Below are 13,195 nucleotides of genomic sequence, written 5' to 3'. Positions count from 1 at the left end.
CCCGCGATGACGACGCCCGCCACACCCCTTCTCGAGATCCGCGACCTCGTCGTCCGGTACGGGGAGATCGAGGCCGTGCGCGGCCTGTCCTTCTCGGTCGGGGCCGGAGAGGTGGTGACGCTGCTGGGCTCGAACGGCGCCGGCAAGTCGACGACGCTCAAGGCGATCTCCGGGCTGGTGCGGCCCGCCGCCGGCACGATCCTGCTGGAGGGGCGGCCGCTGGAAGGGCTGAAGCCCGAGGCGATCGTGCGGCTCGGTGTCGCCCACGTTCCGGAGGGGCGCCGGGTCTTCCCGGGGCTGACGGTGCGCGAGAACATCATGCTGGGCGCGTCCAACCGCTCCGGCCTCGGCAGGCGGGCGCTGCGCGACGAGGTCGAGGCGATGTTCGACCTCTTCCCGGACATTCGCCGCTTCGGCGACGCCCTGGGCTGGACGCTGTCGGGCGGCCAGCTCCAGATGGTCGCCCTCGCGCGCGGCCTGATGGCCAAGCCGCGGATCCTGCTGCTGGACGAGCCCTCTCTCGGACTGGCCCCGGTGATCGTCCAGGCGGTTTTCGCGATCATCGCCGAGGTGCGCCGCCGCGGGACCACCGTGCTGCTGGTGGAGCAGAATGCCCGGATGGGGCTCTCGGTGGCCGATCGTGGCTACGTTCTGGAGACCGGCCGGCTCGTCCTGCAGGGCGCGCCCGACGCCCTGTGGGCCAACGACGAGATCCGGTCGGCGTATCTCGGCGGCCGGACAAGGCCCGAACCCGCGGTCTGACCGTCCGGCGCCTCGGCGGTTGCGCGTCGCTGAGGTTTGGAAGGCCCCGTGGCCCGGGCGGGGCGCGACGGCAGAGCTGGACTGTGCGGTTTTGCCCCAAGCCGCCCGCCATCCGCGGGGGCGCTCCGGGACCTAGTTCCGCTCCTGTGAGCCTCTGCTCACGAGCCGGGAGCCGGTGCGCGGCCGAGTTTCCGACGCGAACTGCCCGGCTACGACCCGCGCGTGCATGTGCCGGTCCCCCGTCTCTCGAGGCTTCGACGATGCGTTTCCTTCCCGCTGGTGCATTCGCCCTCGTCGTCATGGCAACGCCCGCCTTCGCGCTGGACATCGGAGACACCATGCAAGCCTGGGCCGGAGCGTCGTCGACGGAGAAAGATGATCTGTTGCGTAGAATGGACGGCGCGCGCGGCGGGCGCGCATCACGTGACAGCGTGCGCTCTTGCCTCGACGACACGTCGCGGACCGCGGGCCACGCGAATTTGCCGATCTCGGAGGTGGCGAAGGCCTGCTCCGAGCAGGCCTCGCGAGAGAACATATAGGTCCGTCGCCGTAACGGAACCGTTGCCGATCGTCGCGACGCGGCGGCGGAGCCCGTCGCTGCCGTGACGATCCTCCGCGCCGAGCGACCCGTTCCAGAACCGGTGCATGTCAGCGGGTCACTGGCGGTTCTGTCGTGACCGCGGGGCCCGAGACGGCAGACAATCCGCCTGCCCCGGGCCGGCGCGCTCACGCGTCCTGCGCGGCGCGCGCGCGTGCGGGCAGCACCCAGTTCGGCCTGATGAAGTGGCAGGTGTAGCCGTCGGGACGCCGTTCCAGGTAATCCTGATGCTCCGGCTCCGCCTCCCAGAACGGACCGGCCGGCGCCAGCTCGGTCACGACCTTGCCCGGCCACAGGCCGGAAGCGTCGACGTCGGCGATGGTCACTTCCGCGACCCGACGCTGGTTGTCATCGGTGTAGAAGATGGCCGAACGATAGCTCGGGCCCCTGTCGTTGCCCTGGCGGTTCGGCGTCGTCGGGTCATGGATCTGGAAGAAGAACTCCAGCATGCGCCGGAAGCTCGTCCGAGCCGGGTCGTAGATGATCTCGATGGCCTCGGCATGGGTGCCGTGGTTGCGGTAGGTCGCGTTCGGCACGTCGCCGCCCGTGTAGCCGACGCGGGTCGACAGCACGCCCTCCTGACGCCGGATGAGGTCCTGCATGCCCCAGAAGCAACCACCGGCCAGCACCGCCCTCTCGGTTTCCATCTTCGCTCCTCCTGAGCCGCTTCACTGATCTCGCCAATATGGGGATCCCGAGGCGCTACGCCCTGCGACCTCGTAGCCTGGATCGATATCGCGGCACCTAGCAGACCCGCCTCGGTCGCGGCGTCAACCGCCCACACCCGCGCGTGGATGCGCGCGGGCTGCCAGGGAGAGACGTTCGCTGCCGAGCGAACGTCTCCGAGGCGGCCTCTCAGCTCCTCACGAGCGGCTTGCTGGCCTTGAAGTTCTTCCGCGCCGGCTCGGCCTTGCGGGGATCCGGCTTGTCGGCGAGGAGGCGCTTCACGCGCTCGTTGAAGTCCTCGGGCGTGACGCCCTGCGCTTTGCCGGTTTTGAGTTCGCGCGCCATTTCGGCCTCCGCGTCGTGGCCCAGAGCACGGGATTGCGCGGAGGGATCGCCCTCATATGGGCGCTCGTCGGCCGCGGCGCCACAGACTTGGGGCCCGGAGAGCCCTTCGCACCCGATGGACCGGCGGGCCGGGATGGGGTATGGTCGCGGCGAGGTTGATGACCGGTTCGTAATAACGCTTCAGGACCCGGGGGCGGTACCCGGCGCCTCCACCAGAAGCATCCTGCCCCGGATACCGCGCGGGGACCAGGGTGCGCGTCCGCCGTTGCGGTCTGCGCGCCGCCAGGGTGCTTCTGCTGGGGGTGAAACAGGTTCGACTGGGCGGTAAAGGGATCGCGAGTTCTGTCCTGCTTCGGCAGGATAAGATGCGGCTTTCGGTAAGGACTCGACCGGCTTGGCGCGGGCAACCCTCGTTCCGAGCACCTGGCCAAAACTCTAAATGCCAACGACAACGTCGGCATGGAGATGCGCCTCGCGGCGTAATCTTCCGGGGCGTGGGTACGCCTAGCAACAGAACCCGGGGCTTCGGCCTCGGGACCCGCCTTTATCGTCTGCCCTTCGCAGGTTCGGGTTCGCGGTCGGGCAGATCGGAGCGTTGCTCGAACGAGCGCGAGCCGGGCGGCGGCGAAGGCCGTCGCGGCCGCGGTCGGCGCGATGATGCGGCGCCTCGTGGGAGACGCTCTCGCCGAACCCGCGCGCGGCCGCGGTGCCGCCATTCCGGATATCGTCGCGGCTTGCGAGCTCGCCCATTGCGCCGGACTGTTCCGTGAGCGCCCCGGCGATACGCCCGAGCCCGGCGCTACACCCGAGATTCCGGACCTGCGGCGGACTTGGTTCGCCATGGAAAACGGCGAAGCGCTGCGCGCCGTGGCCGATCGCGCCAGCGCCGAAGCGACGCGTGATCGGGGTGCGCCGCGGAGGCGCCGGCCGCCGAGCCTGCGGACGGTCTTCGCACGGCGATGGCTGCCCGGGGAGCAGCGCACGGTCTCTGCGGGCGGATCTCGTCTTAAGGATGTTCGAACCGTGATCGTGGCATCGGGCGCTTCGCCGGCTGACGTGGCGGTGCGCGGCTGCCGGCGGCCCGGTCGCCCCAATCGTGAACGCATCCACGCTCGCCCGAAGCACCCACGCTCGCCCGAAGGCGGCTCGTGGGCCTTCACCTGGGTCGGTCGCCGCGGCGTCGGATGACCGGCGGCGGGCCGCGGGACCGACCTCGGATCTCGCGCGCCGCGCAGCGCGCGCCGGGACTGCTCTGCCGCCTCGTCCAACCTTCGGCCGATCTACGTTGTCGTCCCGTGTCGGAACGGCGACCTGCCCGGCTTCGCGGCGTAAAAACCGTGTCGCTCCGCGCGGTGCCGAACGCGGGGCTCTCGGTGGCGGCTCCATCGTAGGGCAGCCGGGTGTGGCGGAGGCCGAAGGCATCGCGGGCCGCGGGACAGGACGCGCGATGCGCGGGAACCTGCATCCGACGCAGCAGTTCAGCGCCGGCACGGGCCCGAACAGCCCGCAGCGGCCGTATCGAGCTTGGATCCCGTCAGGCTGTAGCCGAAGTTAATCGCACGGGATCTGAATTATAGTTCACTAATCGAGTTGCCTATTGGCGGATCAAAACATATAGTGCTGTATCGGCGGGGGAGCCAATGCCTGAAATGGCGGAGATCGGTGTCGCGCGCACATGCGGTGACCGACAGATTCGGTCCGCTCGCGGAGCGGCCGCGCGCAACGTGGCCATTATCCAGGCCGGCCTCGCCCGGATCGTCGAGGACGAGATCCTGCCGCGCTTGGCGCTCGCGCATCAGGCCGATCCGCCGCCGCAGCCATCGCCCCCGAAACCGCCGACGCCTGAACGCGTCGCCTCCCTCGCTCGAGCGTTGATGGAAGGCGAACCGCACGGCGAATGGGTCCGCGCCCTCTTGGAGGAGGGGGTCTCGTTGGATGCCCTGCTGCTCGACCTGTTTGCACCCGCGGCACGGCATTTGGGCGAGCTCTGGGAAGAAGATGCCGCGGATTTCCTCGACGTGGCGGTCGCGCTCGGTCGCCTCCAGAATCTGACGCGCGCTCTGTGTGCGGATCTGGAGGGCGTGGACGTGACGGCGAACGGTCGCCGCGTCCTGCTGATGCCCTGTCCCGGCGAGACCCATCTCTTCAGTCTCGCGCTCGTGGCGAGCTTCTTCCGCGAGGCGGGATGGGATGTGGTCCTGACCACAGGCGCGGACGAGGACCCCGCCAGCTTGGTCCGCGCCGAACAGTTCGATCTGGTCGGCATCTCTCTGTCTTGCGACATCCTCCTGCCCGTGATGGCGGTGTCCGTGGCGAAGTTGCGCGCCGCGTCGTGCAACCCGGACTTGCGCGTCATCGTCGGTGGACCGCTCTTCGTGCGGGCGCCTGACAGCGCCCGTCTGGTCGGCGCAGATGCCGTTGCCGCGGACGCGCAATCGGCGGTCGGGATCGCGGAGGCCACCCTGGCGCGATGACGCCATGCGGCCGAGTGCCCGATCCGGCGACTTGGCGCTGTGCGGATCTTGGCGTTGCGCGGATCTCTTCTCATCGGGACGGTGTTAGAATCGTCGCGGTCGAGAGGCAGAGATTCAGAATTTGCAAGCATTCGACGAGCAATTGGTGCACGAATTCGTCCGCGGCCTCGTACAGTCGGCCGTCGCACGCGGCCTCGATCCGACCCTTCGGCTCGAACAGTTTCGGGCATTGCAGCAAGCGGCCGTCGCCATGTCGCGAGATCCTGCCGTAGGTCGCACCAGCGAGCAGCTTATCCGGGCGATCGACTGCGCTCTCCACGACCTGGCTGCGGTGAAATCGTAGGCGGATCGGACGCGTCGCGCGGGTTCGAGCGCACGACCGCGGCAGTGCTGACTGCCTCCGCGCGGAGCGAAACCCGCGATCGACGATCCGTCCTGACTGTGGTCCGCGAGTCTCGCCGCGCGGGCCCTCCCCTCGACGATGGCGTCGGAGCACGGGCCTGACACGACGATGTTCGGCAATCCCGGCCAGCTCCGAAGTCTTTTGGGAAGGTTGTCCCGGGATCGGGCGCCGCAACACGGCCTGCCCGCCGTTCTGGCGCAAGGTCTCGGTCCCGCGTCAGCGACCTGCGGGCGATCTTGTGCCGAGCGGCGCCGTCACGCGCCGGCCGGACGTCCTCCAGGCCAGCGCTGACCGGTCGTTGCGGACAACCTGCAAGTACCCTATCGGCCGCGATGATGCCCGACCGATCCCGCCGCACCATCTGGTCCGACAGTCTCATGGCCGAGGTCGGCGCGCGCCTCCCCCTCTTCGATGACCTTTCGCATGACGCGCTCCAGCGTCTCTCGGCCGAGGGCTTCGGGCGCGGATTGCTGACGGCGTCCCTGCGAGCCCGCCTGCGCAAGGCCGGCTTCCCGGATCTCGGTCATCTGGCCAGGTCTTCACCGATCGCGATCGCCGCGACCAGGAAGTTCGGCCCCATCCGCGTCGAGCGCGTCCGGCATTTCATCCTCGACGAACTGGCGCGCTGGCTCCCGGACGCGCGGGAGATTCACACCGCCGAGGCAACGCGGGAGCGGAGGCTCGTCCGGCTGCGCGGGCTGTCGGCCGGATGCCTGCCCCTCGGGGCGGATCAGATCGCGGCGCTCCGCTTCGAGGACGGATCCTGTGCGGACATGGCCACGTGTTCGCGTCTCGGGCTTCTGCGGACAGGCACCGTGACATCCGGTGAGGTGGACCACGTCGTCACGGCGCTCGCCCGTCTTGCTGGCGCGGCCGATCCGATCCCCTCGCACCCTCTGGATGATGCCGGGGCGGCACCGGCGGGCGACGCCGCGGCCGTGGCGGCCCGTCGTGCCGCTCTGCTGGCGGAGCGGGATCGCGAATGGGACGAGGCCGCACCGACCGCCAGCCGGCTTCGGAGATAACCCCTCGTCCGGATCCGGGATCGATCGCCGAGTCCGGATCCCGCCGGATTGCCGGTCGCCGCGCGCCCGGCTCAGATCGCGGCTCGGCCCGACGCGACCCTGCCTGGGCTCCTGACGCGGCGGCTCTCCACGGAAGACCCGGCGATCCGTCCGTCCCGATTCGAGCACGCGCTGCGAGCCCTTGCGCCGCCACCCAAGTCAACCATCTAAAGACCATCCAATCGGATGGCCTGGGGATGGTGAGATGGTCGGCAAGGTGCACGAACTGCGGCCGAAGCTGCCGGACAGCGAGAAGATCACGCTCAACCTCGGCTTCGTGGACCTCGGCCACATCGACCTGATGGTCCGCGACGGCTTCTACGCCAACCGCGCCGATTTCATCCGAACCGCCGTGCGCAATCAGATCGAGCGCCAGGGCGAGGCCGTCAGGCAATCTGTCAGCCGGAAGCAGCTGAGCCTCGGCCTGTCGCACTACACCAAGCAGGCGCTCGAGGCGGCGCGCGACGCGGGCGCACCGCTCCACATCCAAGTGCTCGGGCTGGCCAGCATCGCCCTCGACGTCACGCCGGAACTGGCCCGCGCCGCCATCGCCTCGGTCGAGGTGCTCGGCGCCTTCCAGGCCAGTCCCGCGGTCAAGGCGGCGCTCGCCGACCGGATGACCTGACGGCTGTCAGCCCGCCCCGCCCGCTCCCCACTCGATCAGGACCCGCCCGATGGATCGCGCCACGAAGACCGCCTTCCGACGCTTCGCGTTCCCGAAGCTCGACCCGGCCCGTGCCGCCCGCGCGTCGGAGGCGATGGCCAGGCTCCATGAGCGGCAGGCCGCCGCCTTCAAGCTGTGGTCGGAGGCGGGTCGGGGCGCGGCCGAGGCGGATGCGCCGACCGCGGACGCGGCCGACATCCTCGACATGGTCGCGCCCTCCGCACCCGGCGAAGCCTGGGTCGCGCCGCAGACGACCGCAGGCCGCTCGGACCGGCGCCCCCAGGCGGAGTTCGGAGGCGACATCGCAGGCAGCGTGATGCGCACCATCCAGGACGCGCTGGCGACGGCCGGCCTGGGCGCGGATCGCGACGGGCGGGACGTGGCGACGCCGGCTCCCGCGCGGCTTCCGGAAGGGGCACGCTTCGAGGCCCGCACATTCACCGGCGCGGCCGGGACCCGGAACTACAAGGTCTACGTACCGAGCGGCTACGCCGGCCAGGCGCTGCCCGTCGTGGTGATGCTGCACGGCTGCACGCAGAATCCCGATGACTTCGCCGCTGGCACGCGGATGAACGCGGTCGCCGAGGCGCGCGGCGTCCTCGTGGTTTATCCGGAGCAGCCGCGTTCGGCCAACATGCAGCGGTGCTGGAACTGGTACGAGCCCGGTGACCAGCAACGTGAGGGCGGCGAGCCTGCCCTGATCGCCGGCATCGTCCGGCAGGTGATCGCGGACTTCTCGGCCGATGACAGGCGCGTCTACGCGGCGGGCCTCTCGGCGGGCGGGGCCGCCGCCGCGATTTTGGCGATGACCTATCCCGACCTGTTCGCGGCGGTCGGCGTCCACTCCGGCCTGGCGTGCGGCTCGGCGCGGGACGTGCCGTCGGCCTTCGCGGTCATGAAGGGGGACGGCGCGCGCGCGACGGGGAAACGACACGCCGTGCCGCTGATCGTGTTCCACGGTGACCGCGACCGCACGGTGCACGCGGCCAACGGCGACCGCGTGGCCGCGCAGGGGCCGTCCGATCCGGACCTCCGCACATCCGTGACAGAGGGCCGGACACCGGATGGGATGGACTATACCCGCACCGTCCGGACGGACGCGTCCGGCCGCCCCATCGTGGAGCAGTGGGTCCTGCACGGCGCCGGGCACGCGTGGTCGGGCGGCAGCCCGGCCGGCACGTTCACCGACCCGCGCGGCCCGGACGCGAGCCAGGAGATGATCCGCTTCTTCCTGGAGCACGCGCGGGGGGGCGGTGCCAGACCCTGAGTGCTGCCGGTCTGTCGGCCGCCCCGGCCCTGCCGGATCGCGCGACCGACGAGGGATCCGATCTCGCTGGGCGGGGGAGCGCGCTTCAGGTCCGGACTATCTTTGTCGGTCATGAAGGCGCAGAGTATCGCCATCACCGGATCGGTTGATCCAGGCTCTGGTGACTGAGGGTCTATGCCCCCGCCTGCAACGGACAGGCGCGCGTGGCAGACCTCATCGAATGTCCCGCCGAGCCGCGTGCGCGACACGCGCGCCGCGGGGGCGGGCGGCTGATCGATCCGCTCACGGATCTGGATGCCGCGGGCTTGGCCCGGAATCTCGCGTCGCGGACCGTCGCGACATTCCGAGCCACTCGATCAAGCTGCGCGTCGAGGACCCGATACCGCAGTCGACTCGGCCCCCTGATCACCGATGGATGTGCGCATGACTGATCGCGAGACGTGCTTGGACGCGCTGGGAACGCTCATCGTCCGGGGGGACCCGGCCGAGCTCGCGGCCGCCCAAGATATCCTGCTGCGGTTCATCCTGCGCGAAGACGGTGCGGAGCGGCGAACAGCGGCCCTCGATGGGCTGCGCGCCGAACTCGCGTGCGAGACGCGGACCGGAGCCCGCTCCCGCGAGCAGCAGGCCTTCCACACGGTCCTCCTCGCGATGATCGAGCGGACCCGCGACATGGCGGGCGCGACGACGGTGTGAACGCCCGCGGAAGCGCAACGCGGTCCGTCGCGGCACGATTGTGCCGCGTGTCCCGTCAGATGCCGATGCTCGCTGCCCCGGCCGCGGCCGCCTGCGGAACGGTGGCGCCGTTCCGCAACGCCATCGCGATGGCGATCGACATGGTGTCGATGGCGAGCGCGCGATCTTGCCCGTAGTCGTAAGAGCTGCTTCTCCCGGAACTCAGCCGCGCGGAGTAGGCGTCGGGGAACGCCCGATCGATCCGCGTTCTGAGGAGCTGAGCGGCCGCGGCGTAGTTGGCTTCGAAATCGCGGCCCTTGCTCGCCGATGCCCCTTCGAAGGTGCCGGCTTCCTTTCGCCTGGCGATCGCATCGGAGCTGCGCTCCTGCGCGCTGCCAAGAAAAAACTGGATCGTTCTGGAGATCAGCCACCGGACGATGGTCATCGAAATCTCCTGGGGTGCTGGCGAATGCGTGCCTGTGCGGATGCATAGCACATCACGGCACGGCCTGAGCTTAAAAATACGGTTCCGGCGATTATTAATGTCCCCTGCCTGCTGCGGCGGGATGCTGGCTGGGACAGAGGTGTCCGGCTTTCCCGGTCACGGGCGGGCCCGCCTCGGTCGCCCCGCACATCGATACGGGGACGCTCGGGGGCGCGCCCGCACGCGGGCCGAACCCCGCGCGCCCACCGAAGTCATCGCGCGTCCCGGCCCCGGCCGTGCCCGCACCGCCGTCGGTCACGGCGAAGACGATGGCGAAGACGATGGCGAAGAGATCTGCGGACCCGGATGCAGCAGGGTCGTGACGTGTTCGGTCGCTTGCCACACGGGCCAGGAGCCCTCGCGCACGAACATGGCGAACGCCTCGATCACGTCCGGCCGGTCGAAGGCGCGCACGCCCTCCGGTGCGCGCCCGACGATGCAGGTCGCATCCGCCGCATCGGCGGCGGGCGAGCGGCGATCCAGTGAGAACATCACGCCCGACCGATCGGGCCTGAGCGCGTCCGGCAGGGCGTCGATCTTGCGCCAGAGGCAGAACCACCGGGCGCAGGCCTCCGGGCGTTCGCTGTAGATCCCGCAGCCCGTTCCGGTGCTGTGCCCGCACACGGTTCCCGCCGGCTTGTCGAGGGCGGGAATCGCCAGAACACGGCAGCACATTGTGCAGGAACCGCATGACCGACCGGGGACGGTGCGCTCGGGGGGGCGCGGGGCGCCCCGGCTCGGGCCGCCTCGGGCTCGTGCTTCGCTTGCGATCGGTCTGTCCTCGCTTGCCGTCGTCCGGCGGGGATGATCCTGGTGAGGCGAGGGCGGTGCTGCGAAGCCGTCCGGTCGCTGCACGCCCGCCGACCCTCAGCGCCCTCCATACCGTGCCGACAGCCGCTGTTCACGTCCCCCGTCCAGGTTGGCCGCCGTGATCGCGCCGGCCGGGAGGGCGTCGGCGACGAGGGTGCGAAGCGGCTAACGATCCCGCAGGCGGCGGGTCAGGCGGCCGGGCGCCGCGCGTGCCGCCACGCCGCGATCGCGCTCCGTCGCGCCTCGAAAGCCACGCGCAATCGCGTTCCGGGTGCGCCCTGACGCTCCGCGCCGAAGCCGTGGCGCAGAACGGCATCGGGCCCGAACACCCGTCGCATCTCGGCACGCCAGAGGCGGTCCGCGACGGCGAGCGTGGTCTCGGTTTCCGCGAGGCGTTCGATGTCCATGGCAGACGTCCTCAGCTCATCGCTGCTGCCACAACGCGCGGTCCTGTCGGGAGGTCCCGCGCGGGCGTCATCCCGGCCGCGGTCGCAGGGCGGTTCCGGAAATCGGCGCGTCAGAGGGCCCGCGCGAGGCCCGCTTCCAGATGGAGGGCGCTGGCGGTCTGCTGAGAGAGGCGGACGCCCGTCGGCTCGACCTCCGCATCGGCCTTCACCGCGCGGCGCACGATGGCCAGTGCCTCGTCCTCCGAGGTGGTGATCGCGGCGTAGAACATGACCAATTGGCCCGACAGCTCCGCGTCGTCGGGACGCGTCACCTTGAGGATGAAGGCCGTCTGATTGGGTTCGATCATCGCCGCGTCGGCCGAGTGGGTGTCCTTCGTCGTCGTCATGGATCGCAACAGCCTCGATCTGGGTCGGACCGGTCGACGTCCCGAGTCCGTTCAAGCGGACGTGAGCTCACCCTCCCGCACGGCGCGCTCGCCGCTCGCGGACTTGATGCGGTAAGTCGGCTCGCCGGACCGGTCGTCCGGCATCAGGCGGACGACCTCGAAGAGGCCGTCGACGGTGCTCTTACTGCCGGCGTAGCTGAGCCCCAGCTGCCGAACGTGCTGGCCGATCTTGAACTTGTGAGACATGGGTCGTCCTCCGGAGTGACAGCGCGCGGGCCGGGTTCGGGCTAGCGGCGTGCACGCGCCTTTCGGGCCGCGAACCGCGCGTCGCGGGCCGCCTTCTGTTCGGCAGCGCGGGCAACCTGCTGCTCCGCCATCTCGGCAGCCAGACGGTCGGACTCGGCCGCGGCGCGGGCCTGCGCGGCCTGGACCTCAGCCTCACGCTCGAGCTCGGCGGCCAGACGCACGGCTTCCCGTTCGGTCGCCCGCAGGTCCCGGGCCTGGATGACCGCGCGCCGCGCGGCCTGCCGAGCGAGCACGGCCGGATCATCGGCCGCCGGGCGTGCCCGGAACCGGGCCAGGGTGGCCTGCCGCGCTCTGGCCGTCTCTGCGAGACGATCGACGAGGTGATCGGTTTTCAAAGGCTTCACGAACTCTCCGTAGGCGCACCGGGCGTCAGCCCGGGTGGCGAGACATGGATGAGGCATGGATGAAGCCGCTCCGCGGCAGGAGCGGCTTCGACGTGCATCGCGCGGGGACGCGCGAGGCTCAGGCGGCCTGAAGGCTGCCGGCCGACTGCTTGCCGGTCCGCCGGTCGGTCTCCATCTCGTAGGAGACCTTCTGGCCCTCGTTCAGGCCCTGCATGCCGGCGCGCTCGACGGCCGAGATGTGGACGAACACGTCCTTGCCGCCGTCATCCGGCTGGATGAAGCCGAAGCCCTTGGTGTCGTTGAACCATTTAACGGTGCCGATGGTCATAGGTATTCCATATCAGTGAAGGCAAAAAGATAGGGCGGGCGCATGGATCGCACGCGCCCGGTCGCCGAATGTCGAAAATGGGAGAGATGCAGAACGCTCGCCCTGTTGAGGCGATACGGCCGGATACCTGGCCAAAAATCGATCTCACATCTGTAAGCCAACGGCGCATCGATGACAAGTATTTTAAAAAACTGCGCGTTTCACGCCGCGCTGTGCAGCAATAATTGATCCTGAAATTCTGCTCGGACTGCGCGCGAACGGCCCGGATGAACCGCCGCGTCCGCGTCCCTGCGCTCACGCGCCCGGTCGCCCGATTTCCGACAGTGCCGGCCGCCGCTCCCGCCCGACGAGGACGGGTGGCCGAGCGAGCGGAGCGGTCCCGCAGGCACGGCGCCGGCTCGAGCCCGCGATCCGCCCCGCGCGGTCTCCCCGGCGCGGATGCGGCGACGTGGACACCTGTCCGCGGGGCTGTGGGGCACTTTCTTTATCCGCACGCTATCCCAGCTTCGCGCGCCGGCCGTCGGGTTCGACGCGCCGTTCGACCCGGGAGCCCGCTCGCCGATGACTCAGGATCTGCCGGACTTTCCCCCCGAGGCGTTCGCCAAGCACGACCGTCGGCCAGATCCCGCGTTCTACGCGCAACCGCGCTTCGTGACCCATATCGACGACGCCGCGATCGCGGCAGTCACCGACCTCTACAGAGCGATCGTCCCGGCGGGCGGCGACATCCTCGATCTGATGTCGAGTTGGGTCAGTCACCTGCCGGACGAGATCACCTATGCCAGCATCACCGGTCACGGCCTGAACGCGGCCGAGCTCGCCGCCAACCCGCGCCTGACCCGGCATTTCGTGCAGGATCTCAACACCGAGCCGCGCCTGCCGCTCGACACGGCCTGCGTCGACGCCGCGCTGATCTGCGTCTCGGTCCAGTATCTCCAGCGCCCCGTGGCCGTCCTGTCCGAGATCGCGCGCGTGCTGCGCCCCGGTGCGCCGGCGGTGATCAGCTTCTCGAACCGCTGCTTCCCGACCAAGGCGGTGGCCATCTGGAACGCCCTCGACGGCGCGGGCCACGCCCAGCTCGTCGGTCTGTACCTCCAGCGCGCCGGCTTCGCCCGCGTCGAGGGACGCGTCCTCAACCCCGTGGGAGGCCCCGGCGACCCCGTGACGGCGGTGATCGGCTGGACCGCCGCGACCTGAGGAGCCGGGGCGCAG

General features: G+C 70.1%; 19 protein-coding genes and 1 other RNA gene. 10 read left to right on the top strand and 10 right to left on the bottom strand.

Going from position 1 to position 13,195, the window contains the following annotated elements; all coding sequences use genetic code 11:
- Positions 1-6 precede the first annotated feature (6 nt).
- Positions 7-762: an ABC transporter ATP-binding protein gene (locus ACLBXO_RS22820; RefSeq protein WP_331316282.1), complete on the top strand. Its 756-nt coding sequence runs from the start codon at positions 7-9 to the stop codon at positions 760-762.
- Between the two features lie 260 nt (positions 763-1,022).
- Entirely contained in the window at positions 1,023-1,301 is a 279-nt protein-coding gene (locus ACLBXO_RS22815) for a hypothetical protein (protein WP_331316284.1), read from the top strand.
- Between the two features lie 187 nt (positions 1,302-1,488).
- Here the strand turns inward: ACLBXO_RS22815 and msrA are convergent, their stop codons facing one another.
- Together msrA and ACLBXO_RS22805 are read right to left on the bottom strand one after the other, a co-directional pair.
- Entirely contained in the window at positions 1,489-2,007 is a 519-nt protein-coding gene (gene msrA, locus ACLBXO_RS22810) for a peptide-methionine (S)-S-oxide reductase MsrA (protein WP_331316285.1), read from the bottom strand.
- Between the two features lie 208 nt (positions 2,008-2,215).
- A complete protein-coding gene (locus tag ACLBXO_RS22805; RefSeq protein ID WP_012329749.1) occupies positions 2,216-2,371 on the bottom strand; it encodes a hypothetical protein in 156 nt (51 codons plus the stop codon).
- A gap of 163 nt (positions 2,372-2,534) precedes the next feature.
- On the opposite strand from ACLBXO_RS22805, the gene ssrA reads away from it, so the two are divergent.
- The 3 genes from ssrA (at position 2,535) to ACLBXO_RS22790 (ending at position 4,845) form a co-directional block, all read left to right on the top strand.
- Positions 2,535-2,707: a transfer-messenger RNA gene (ssrA, locus tag ACLBXO_RS22800) on the top strand.
- 318 nt (positions 2,708-3,025) lie between these two features.
- Entirely contained in the window at positions 3,026-3,559 is a 534-nt protein-coding gene (locus tag ACLBXO_RS22795; RefSeq protein WP_447686780.1) for a hypothetical protein, read from the top strand.
- 461 nt (positions 3,560-4,020) lie between these two features.
- Positions 4,021-4,845 carry a cobalamin B12-binding domain-containing protein gene (locus ACLBXO_RS22790; protein WP_331316287.1) on the top strand — a complete coding sequence of 275 codons (825 nt, stop codon included), beginning with the start codon at positions 4,021-4,023 and terminating at the stop codon, positions 4,843-4,845.
- 70 nt (positions 4,846-4,915) lie between these two features.
- Here the strand turns inward: ACLBXO_RS22790 and ACLBXO_RS22785 are convergent, their stop codons facing one another.
- The gene (locus tag ACLBXO_RS22785) at positions 4,916-5,164 is read right to left on the bottom strand and encodes a hypothetical protein (protein WP_331316288.1); all 249 of its coding nucleotides are present in this window, start codon (positions 5,162-5,164) and stop codon (positions 4,916-4,918) included.
- A gap of 461 nt (positions 5,165-5,625) precedes the next feature.
- Here ACLBXO_RS22785 and ACLBXO_RS22780 point away from each other — a divergent pair, with 461 nt between their 5' ends.
- The 4 genes from ACLBXO_RS22780 to ACLBXO_RS22765 all read left to right on the top strand — a co-directional run bounded on the left by ACLBXO_RS22780 (position 5,626) and on the right by ACLBXO_RS22765 (position 8,939).
- Positions 5,626-6,273, top strand: a complete 648-nt coding sequence (locus ACLBXO_RS22780; RefSeq protein WP_331316290.1) for a hypothetical protein — start codon at positions 5,626-5,628, stop codon at positions 6,271-6,273.
- Between the two features lie 244 nt (positions 6,274-6,517).
- Positions 6,518-6,937, top strand: coding sequence for a CopG family transcriptional regulator (locus ACLBXO_RS22775; RefSeq protein ID WP_331316291.1), 420 nt, complete (start codon positions 6,518-6,520; stop codon positions 6,935-6,937).
- A 49-nt stretch (positions 6,938-6,986) separates the two neighbouring features.
- Positions 6,987-8,243, top strand: a complete 1,257-nt coding sequence (locus ACLBXO_RS22770; protein WP_447686779.1) for an extracellular catalytic domain type 1 short-chain-length polyhydroxyalkanoate depolymerase — start codon at positions 6,987-6,989, stop codon at positions 8,241-8,243.
- 423 nt (positions 8,244-8,666) lie between these two features.
- Positions 8,667-8,939 (top strand): hypothetical protein, encoded by a 273-nt coding sequence (locus ACLBXO_RS22765; protein WP_447686778.1) that lies wholly within the window; start codon positions 8,667-8,669, stop codon positions 8,937-8,939.
- Between the two features lie 55 nt (positions 8,940-8,994).
- On the opposite strand, the gene ACLBXO_RS22760 is transcribed toward ACLBXO_RS22765, so the two are convergent.
- The 7 genes from ACLBXO_RS22760 to ACLBXO_RS22730 form a co-directional block, all read right to left on the bottom strand.
- Positions 8,995-9,363 (bottom strand): hypothetical protein, encoded by a 369-nt coding sequence (locus ACLBXO_RS22760; RefSeq protein WP_331316296.1) that lies wholly within the window; start codon positions 9,361-9,363, stop codon positions 8,995-8,997.
- Between the two features lie 294 nt (positions 9,364-9,657).
- Positions 9,658-9,897 (bottom strand): hypothetical protein, encoded by a 240-nt coding sequence (locus tag ACLBXO_RS22755; RefSeq protein ID WP_331316298.1) that lies wholly within the window; start codon positions 9,895-9,897, stop codon positions 9,658-9,660.
- A 503-nt stretch (positions 9,898-10,400) separates the two neighbouring features.
- Positions 10,401-10,619, bottom strand: coding sequence for a hypothetical protein (locus ACLBXO_RS22750; RefSeq protein WP_447686777.1), 219 nt, complete (start codon positions 10,617-10,619; stop codon positions 10,401-10,403).
- A gap of 110 nt (positions 10,620-10,729) precedes the next feature.
- On the bottom strand, positions 10,730-11,005 hold the full coding sequence (locus ACLBXO_RS22745; RefSeq protein WP_331316302.1) for a hypothetical protein: 276 nt from the start codon (positions 11,003-11,005) through the stop codon (positions 10,730-10,732).
- A gap of 51 nt (positions 11,006-11,056) precedes the next feature.
- Complete coding sequence (locus ACLBXO_RS22740) at positions 11,057-11,251, bottom strand: hypothetical protein (RefSeq protein WP_331316304.1); 195 nt, start codon at positions 11,249-11,251, stop codon at positions 11,057-11,059.
- A gap of 41 nt (positions 11,252-11,292) precedes the next feature.
- On the bottom strand, positions 11,293-11,646 hold the full coding sequence (locus ACLBXO_RS22735) for a DUF6481 family protein (RefSeq protein ID WP_447686797.1): 354 nt from the start codon (positions 11,644-11,646) through the stop codon (positions 11,293-11,295).
- Between the two features lie 127 nt (positions 11,647-11,773).
- Entirely contained in the window at positions 11,774-11,983 is a 210-nt protein-coding gene (locus ACLBXO_RS22730; protein ID WP_012329763.1) for a cold-shock protein, read from the bottom strand.
- A 561-nt stretch (positions 11,984-12,544) separates the two neighbouring features.
- On the opposite strand from ACLBXO_RS22730, the gene ACLBXO_RS22725 reads away from it, so the two are divergent.
- Positions 12,545-13,180, top strand: coding sequence for a class I SAM-dependent methyltransferase (locus tag ACLBXO_RS22725; RefSeq protein WP_447686776.1), 636 nt, complete (start codon positions 12,545-12,547; stop codon positions 13,178-13,180).
- Positions 13,181-13,195 lie beyond the last annotated feature (15 nt).

It is taken from the genome of Methylobacterium sp. C33D (genome assembly GCF_053345825.1).
This window is presented reverse-complemented; position numbering and strand designations above follow the sequence as displayed.

What these genes read in the sequence shown, in the direction of transcription:
- ACLBXO_RS22820 (WP_331316282.1), top strand. Translation starts at nt 7, where the DNA reads ATGACGACGCCCGCCACACCCCTTCTCGAGATCCGCGACCTCGTCGTC.
- ACLBXO_RS22815 (WP_331316284.1), top strand. Translation starts at nt 1,023, where the DNA reads ATGCGTTTCCTTCCCGCTGGTGCATTCGCCCTCGTCGTCATGGCAACG.
- msrA (WP_331316285.1), bottom strand. Translation starts at nt 2,007, where the DNA reads ATGGAAACCGAGAGGGCGGTGCTGGCCGGTGGTTGCTTCTGGGGCATG.
- ACLBXO_RS22805 (WP_012329749.1), bottom strand. Translation starts at nt 2,371, where the DNA reads ATGGCGCGCGAACTCAAAACCGGCAAAGCGCAGGGCGTCACGCCCGAG.
- ACLBXO_RS22795 (WP_447686780.1), top strand. Translation starts at nt 3,026, where the DNA reads ATGATGCGGCGCCTCGTGGGAGACGCTCTCGCCGAACCCGCGCGCGGC.
- ACLBXO_RS22790 (WP_331316287.1), top strand. Translation starts at nt 4,021, where the DNA reads ATGGCGGAGATCGGTGTCGCGCGCACATGCGGTGACCGACAGATTCGG.
- ACLBXO_RS22780 (WP_331316290.1), top strand. Translation starts at nt 5,626, where the DNA reads ATGGCCGAGGTCGGCGCGCGCCTCCCCCTCTTCGATGACCTTTCGCAT.
- ACLBXO_RS22775 (WP_331316291.1), top strand. Translation starts at nt 6,518, where the DNA reads ATGGTCGGCAAGGTGCACGAACTGCGGCCGAAGCTGCCGGACAGCGAG.
- ACLBXO_RS22770 (WP_447686779.1), top strand. Translation starts at nt 6,987, where the DNA reads ATGGATCGCGCCACGAAGACCGCCTTCCGACGCTTCGCGTTCCCGAAG.
- ACLBXO_RS22765 (WP_447686778.1), top strand. Translation starts at nt 8,667, where the DNA reads ATGACTGATCGCGAGACGTGCTTGGACGCGCTGGGAACGCTCATCGTC.
- ACLBXO_RS22760 (WP_331316296.1), bottom strand. Translation starts at nt 9,363, where the DNA reads ATGACCATCGTCCGGTGGCTGATCTCCAGAACGATCCAGTTTTTTCTT.
- ACLBXO_RS22750 (WP_447686777.1), bottom strand. Translation starts at nt 10,619, where the DNA reads ATGGACATCGAACGCCTCGCGGAAACCGAGACCACGCTCGCCGTCGCG.
- ACLBXO_RS22745 (WP_331316302.1), bottom strand. Translation starts at nt 11,005, where the DNA reads ATGACGACGACGAAGGACACCCACTCGGCCGACGCGGCGATGATCGAA.
- ACLBXO_RS22740 (WP_331316304.1), bottom strand. Translation starts at nt 11,251, where the DNA reads ATGTCTCACAAGTTCAAGATCGGCCAGCACGTTCGGCAGCTGGGGCTC.
- ACLBXO_RS22730 (WP_012329763.1), bottom strand. Translation starts at nt 11,983, where the DNA reads ATGACCATCGGCACCGTTAAATGGTTCAACGACACCAAGGGCTTCGGC.
- ACLBXO_RS22725 (WP_447686776.1), top strand. Translation starts at nt 12,545, where the DNA reads ATGACTCAGGATCTGCCGGACTTTCCCCCCGAGGCGTTCGCCAAGCAC.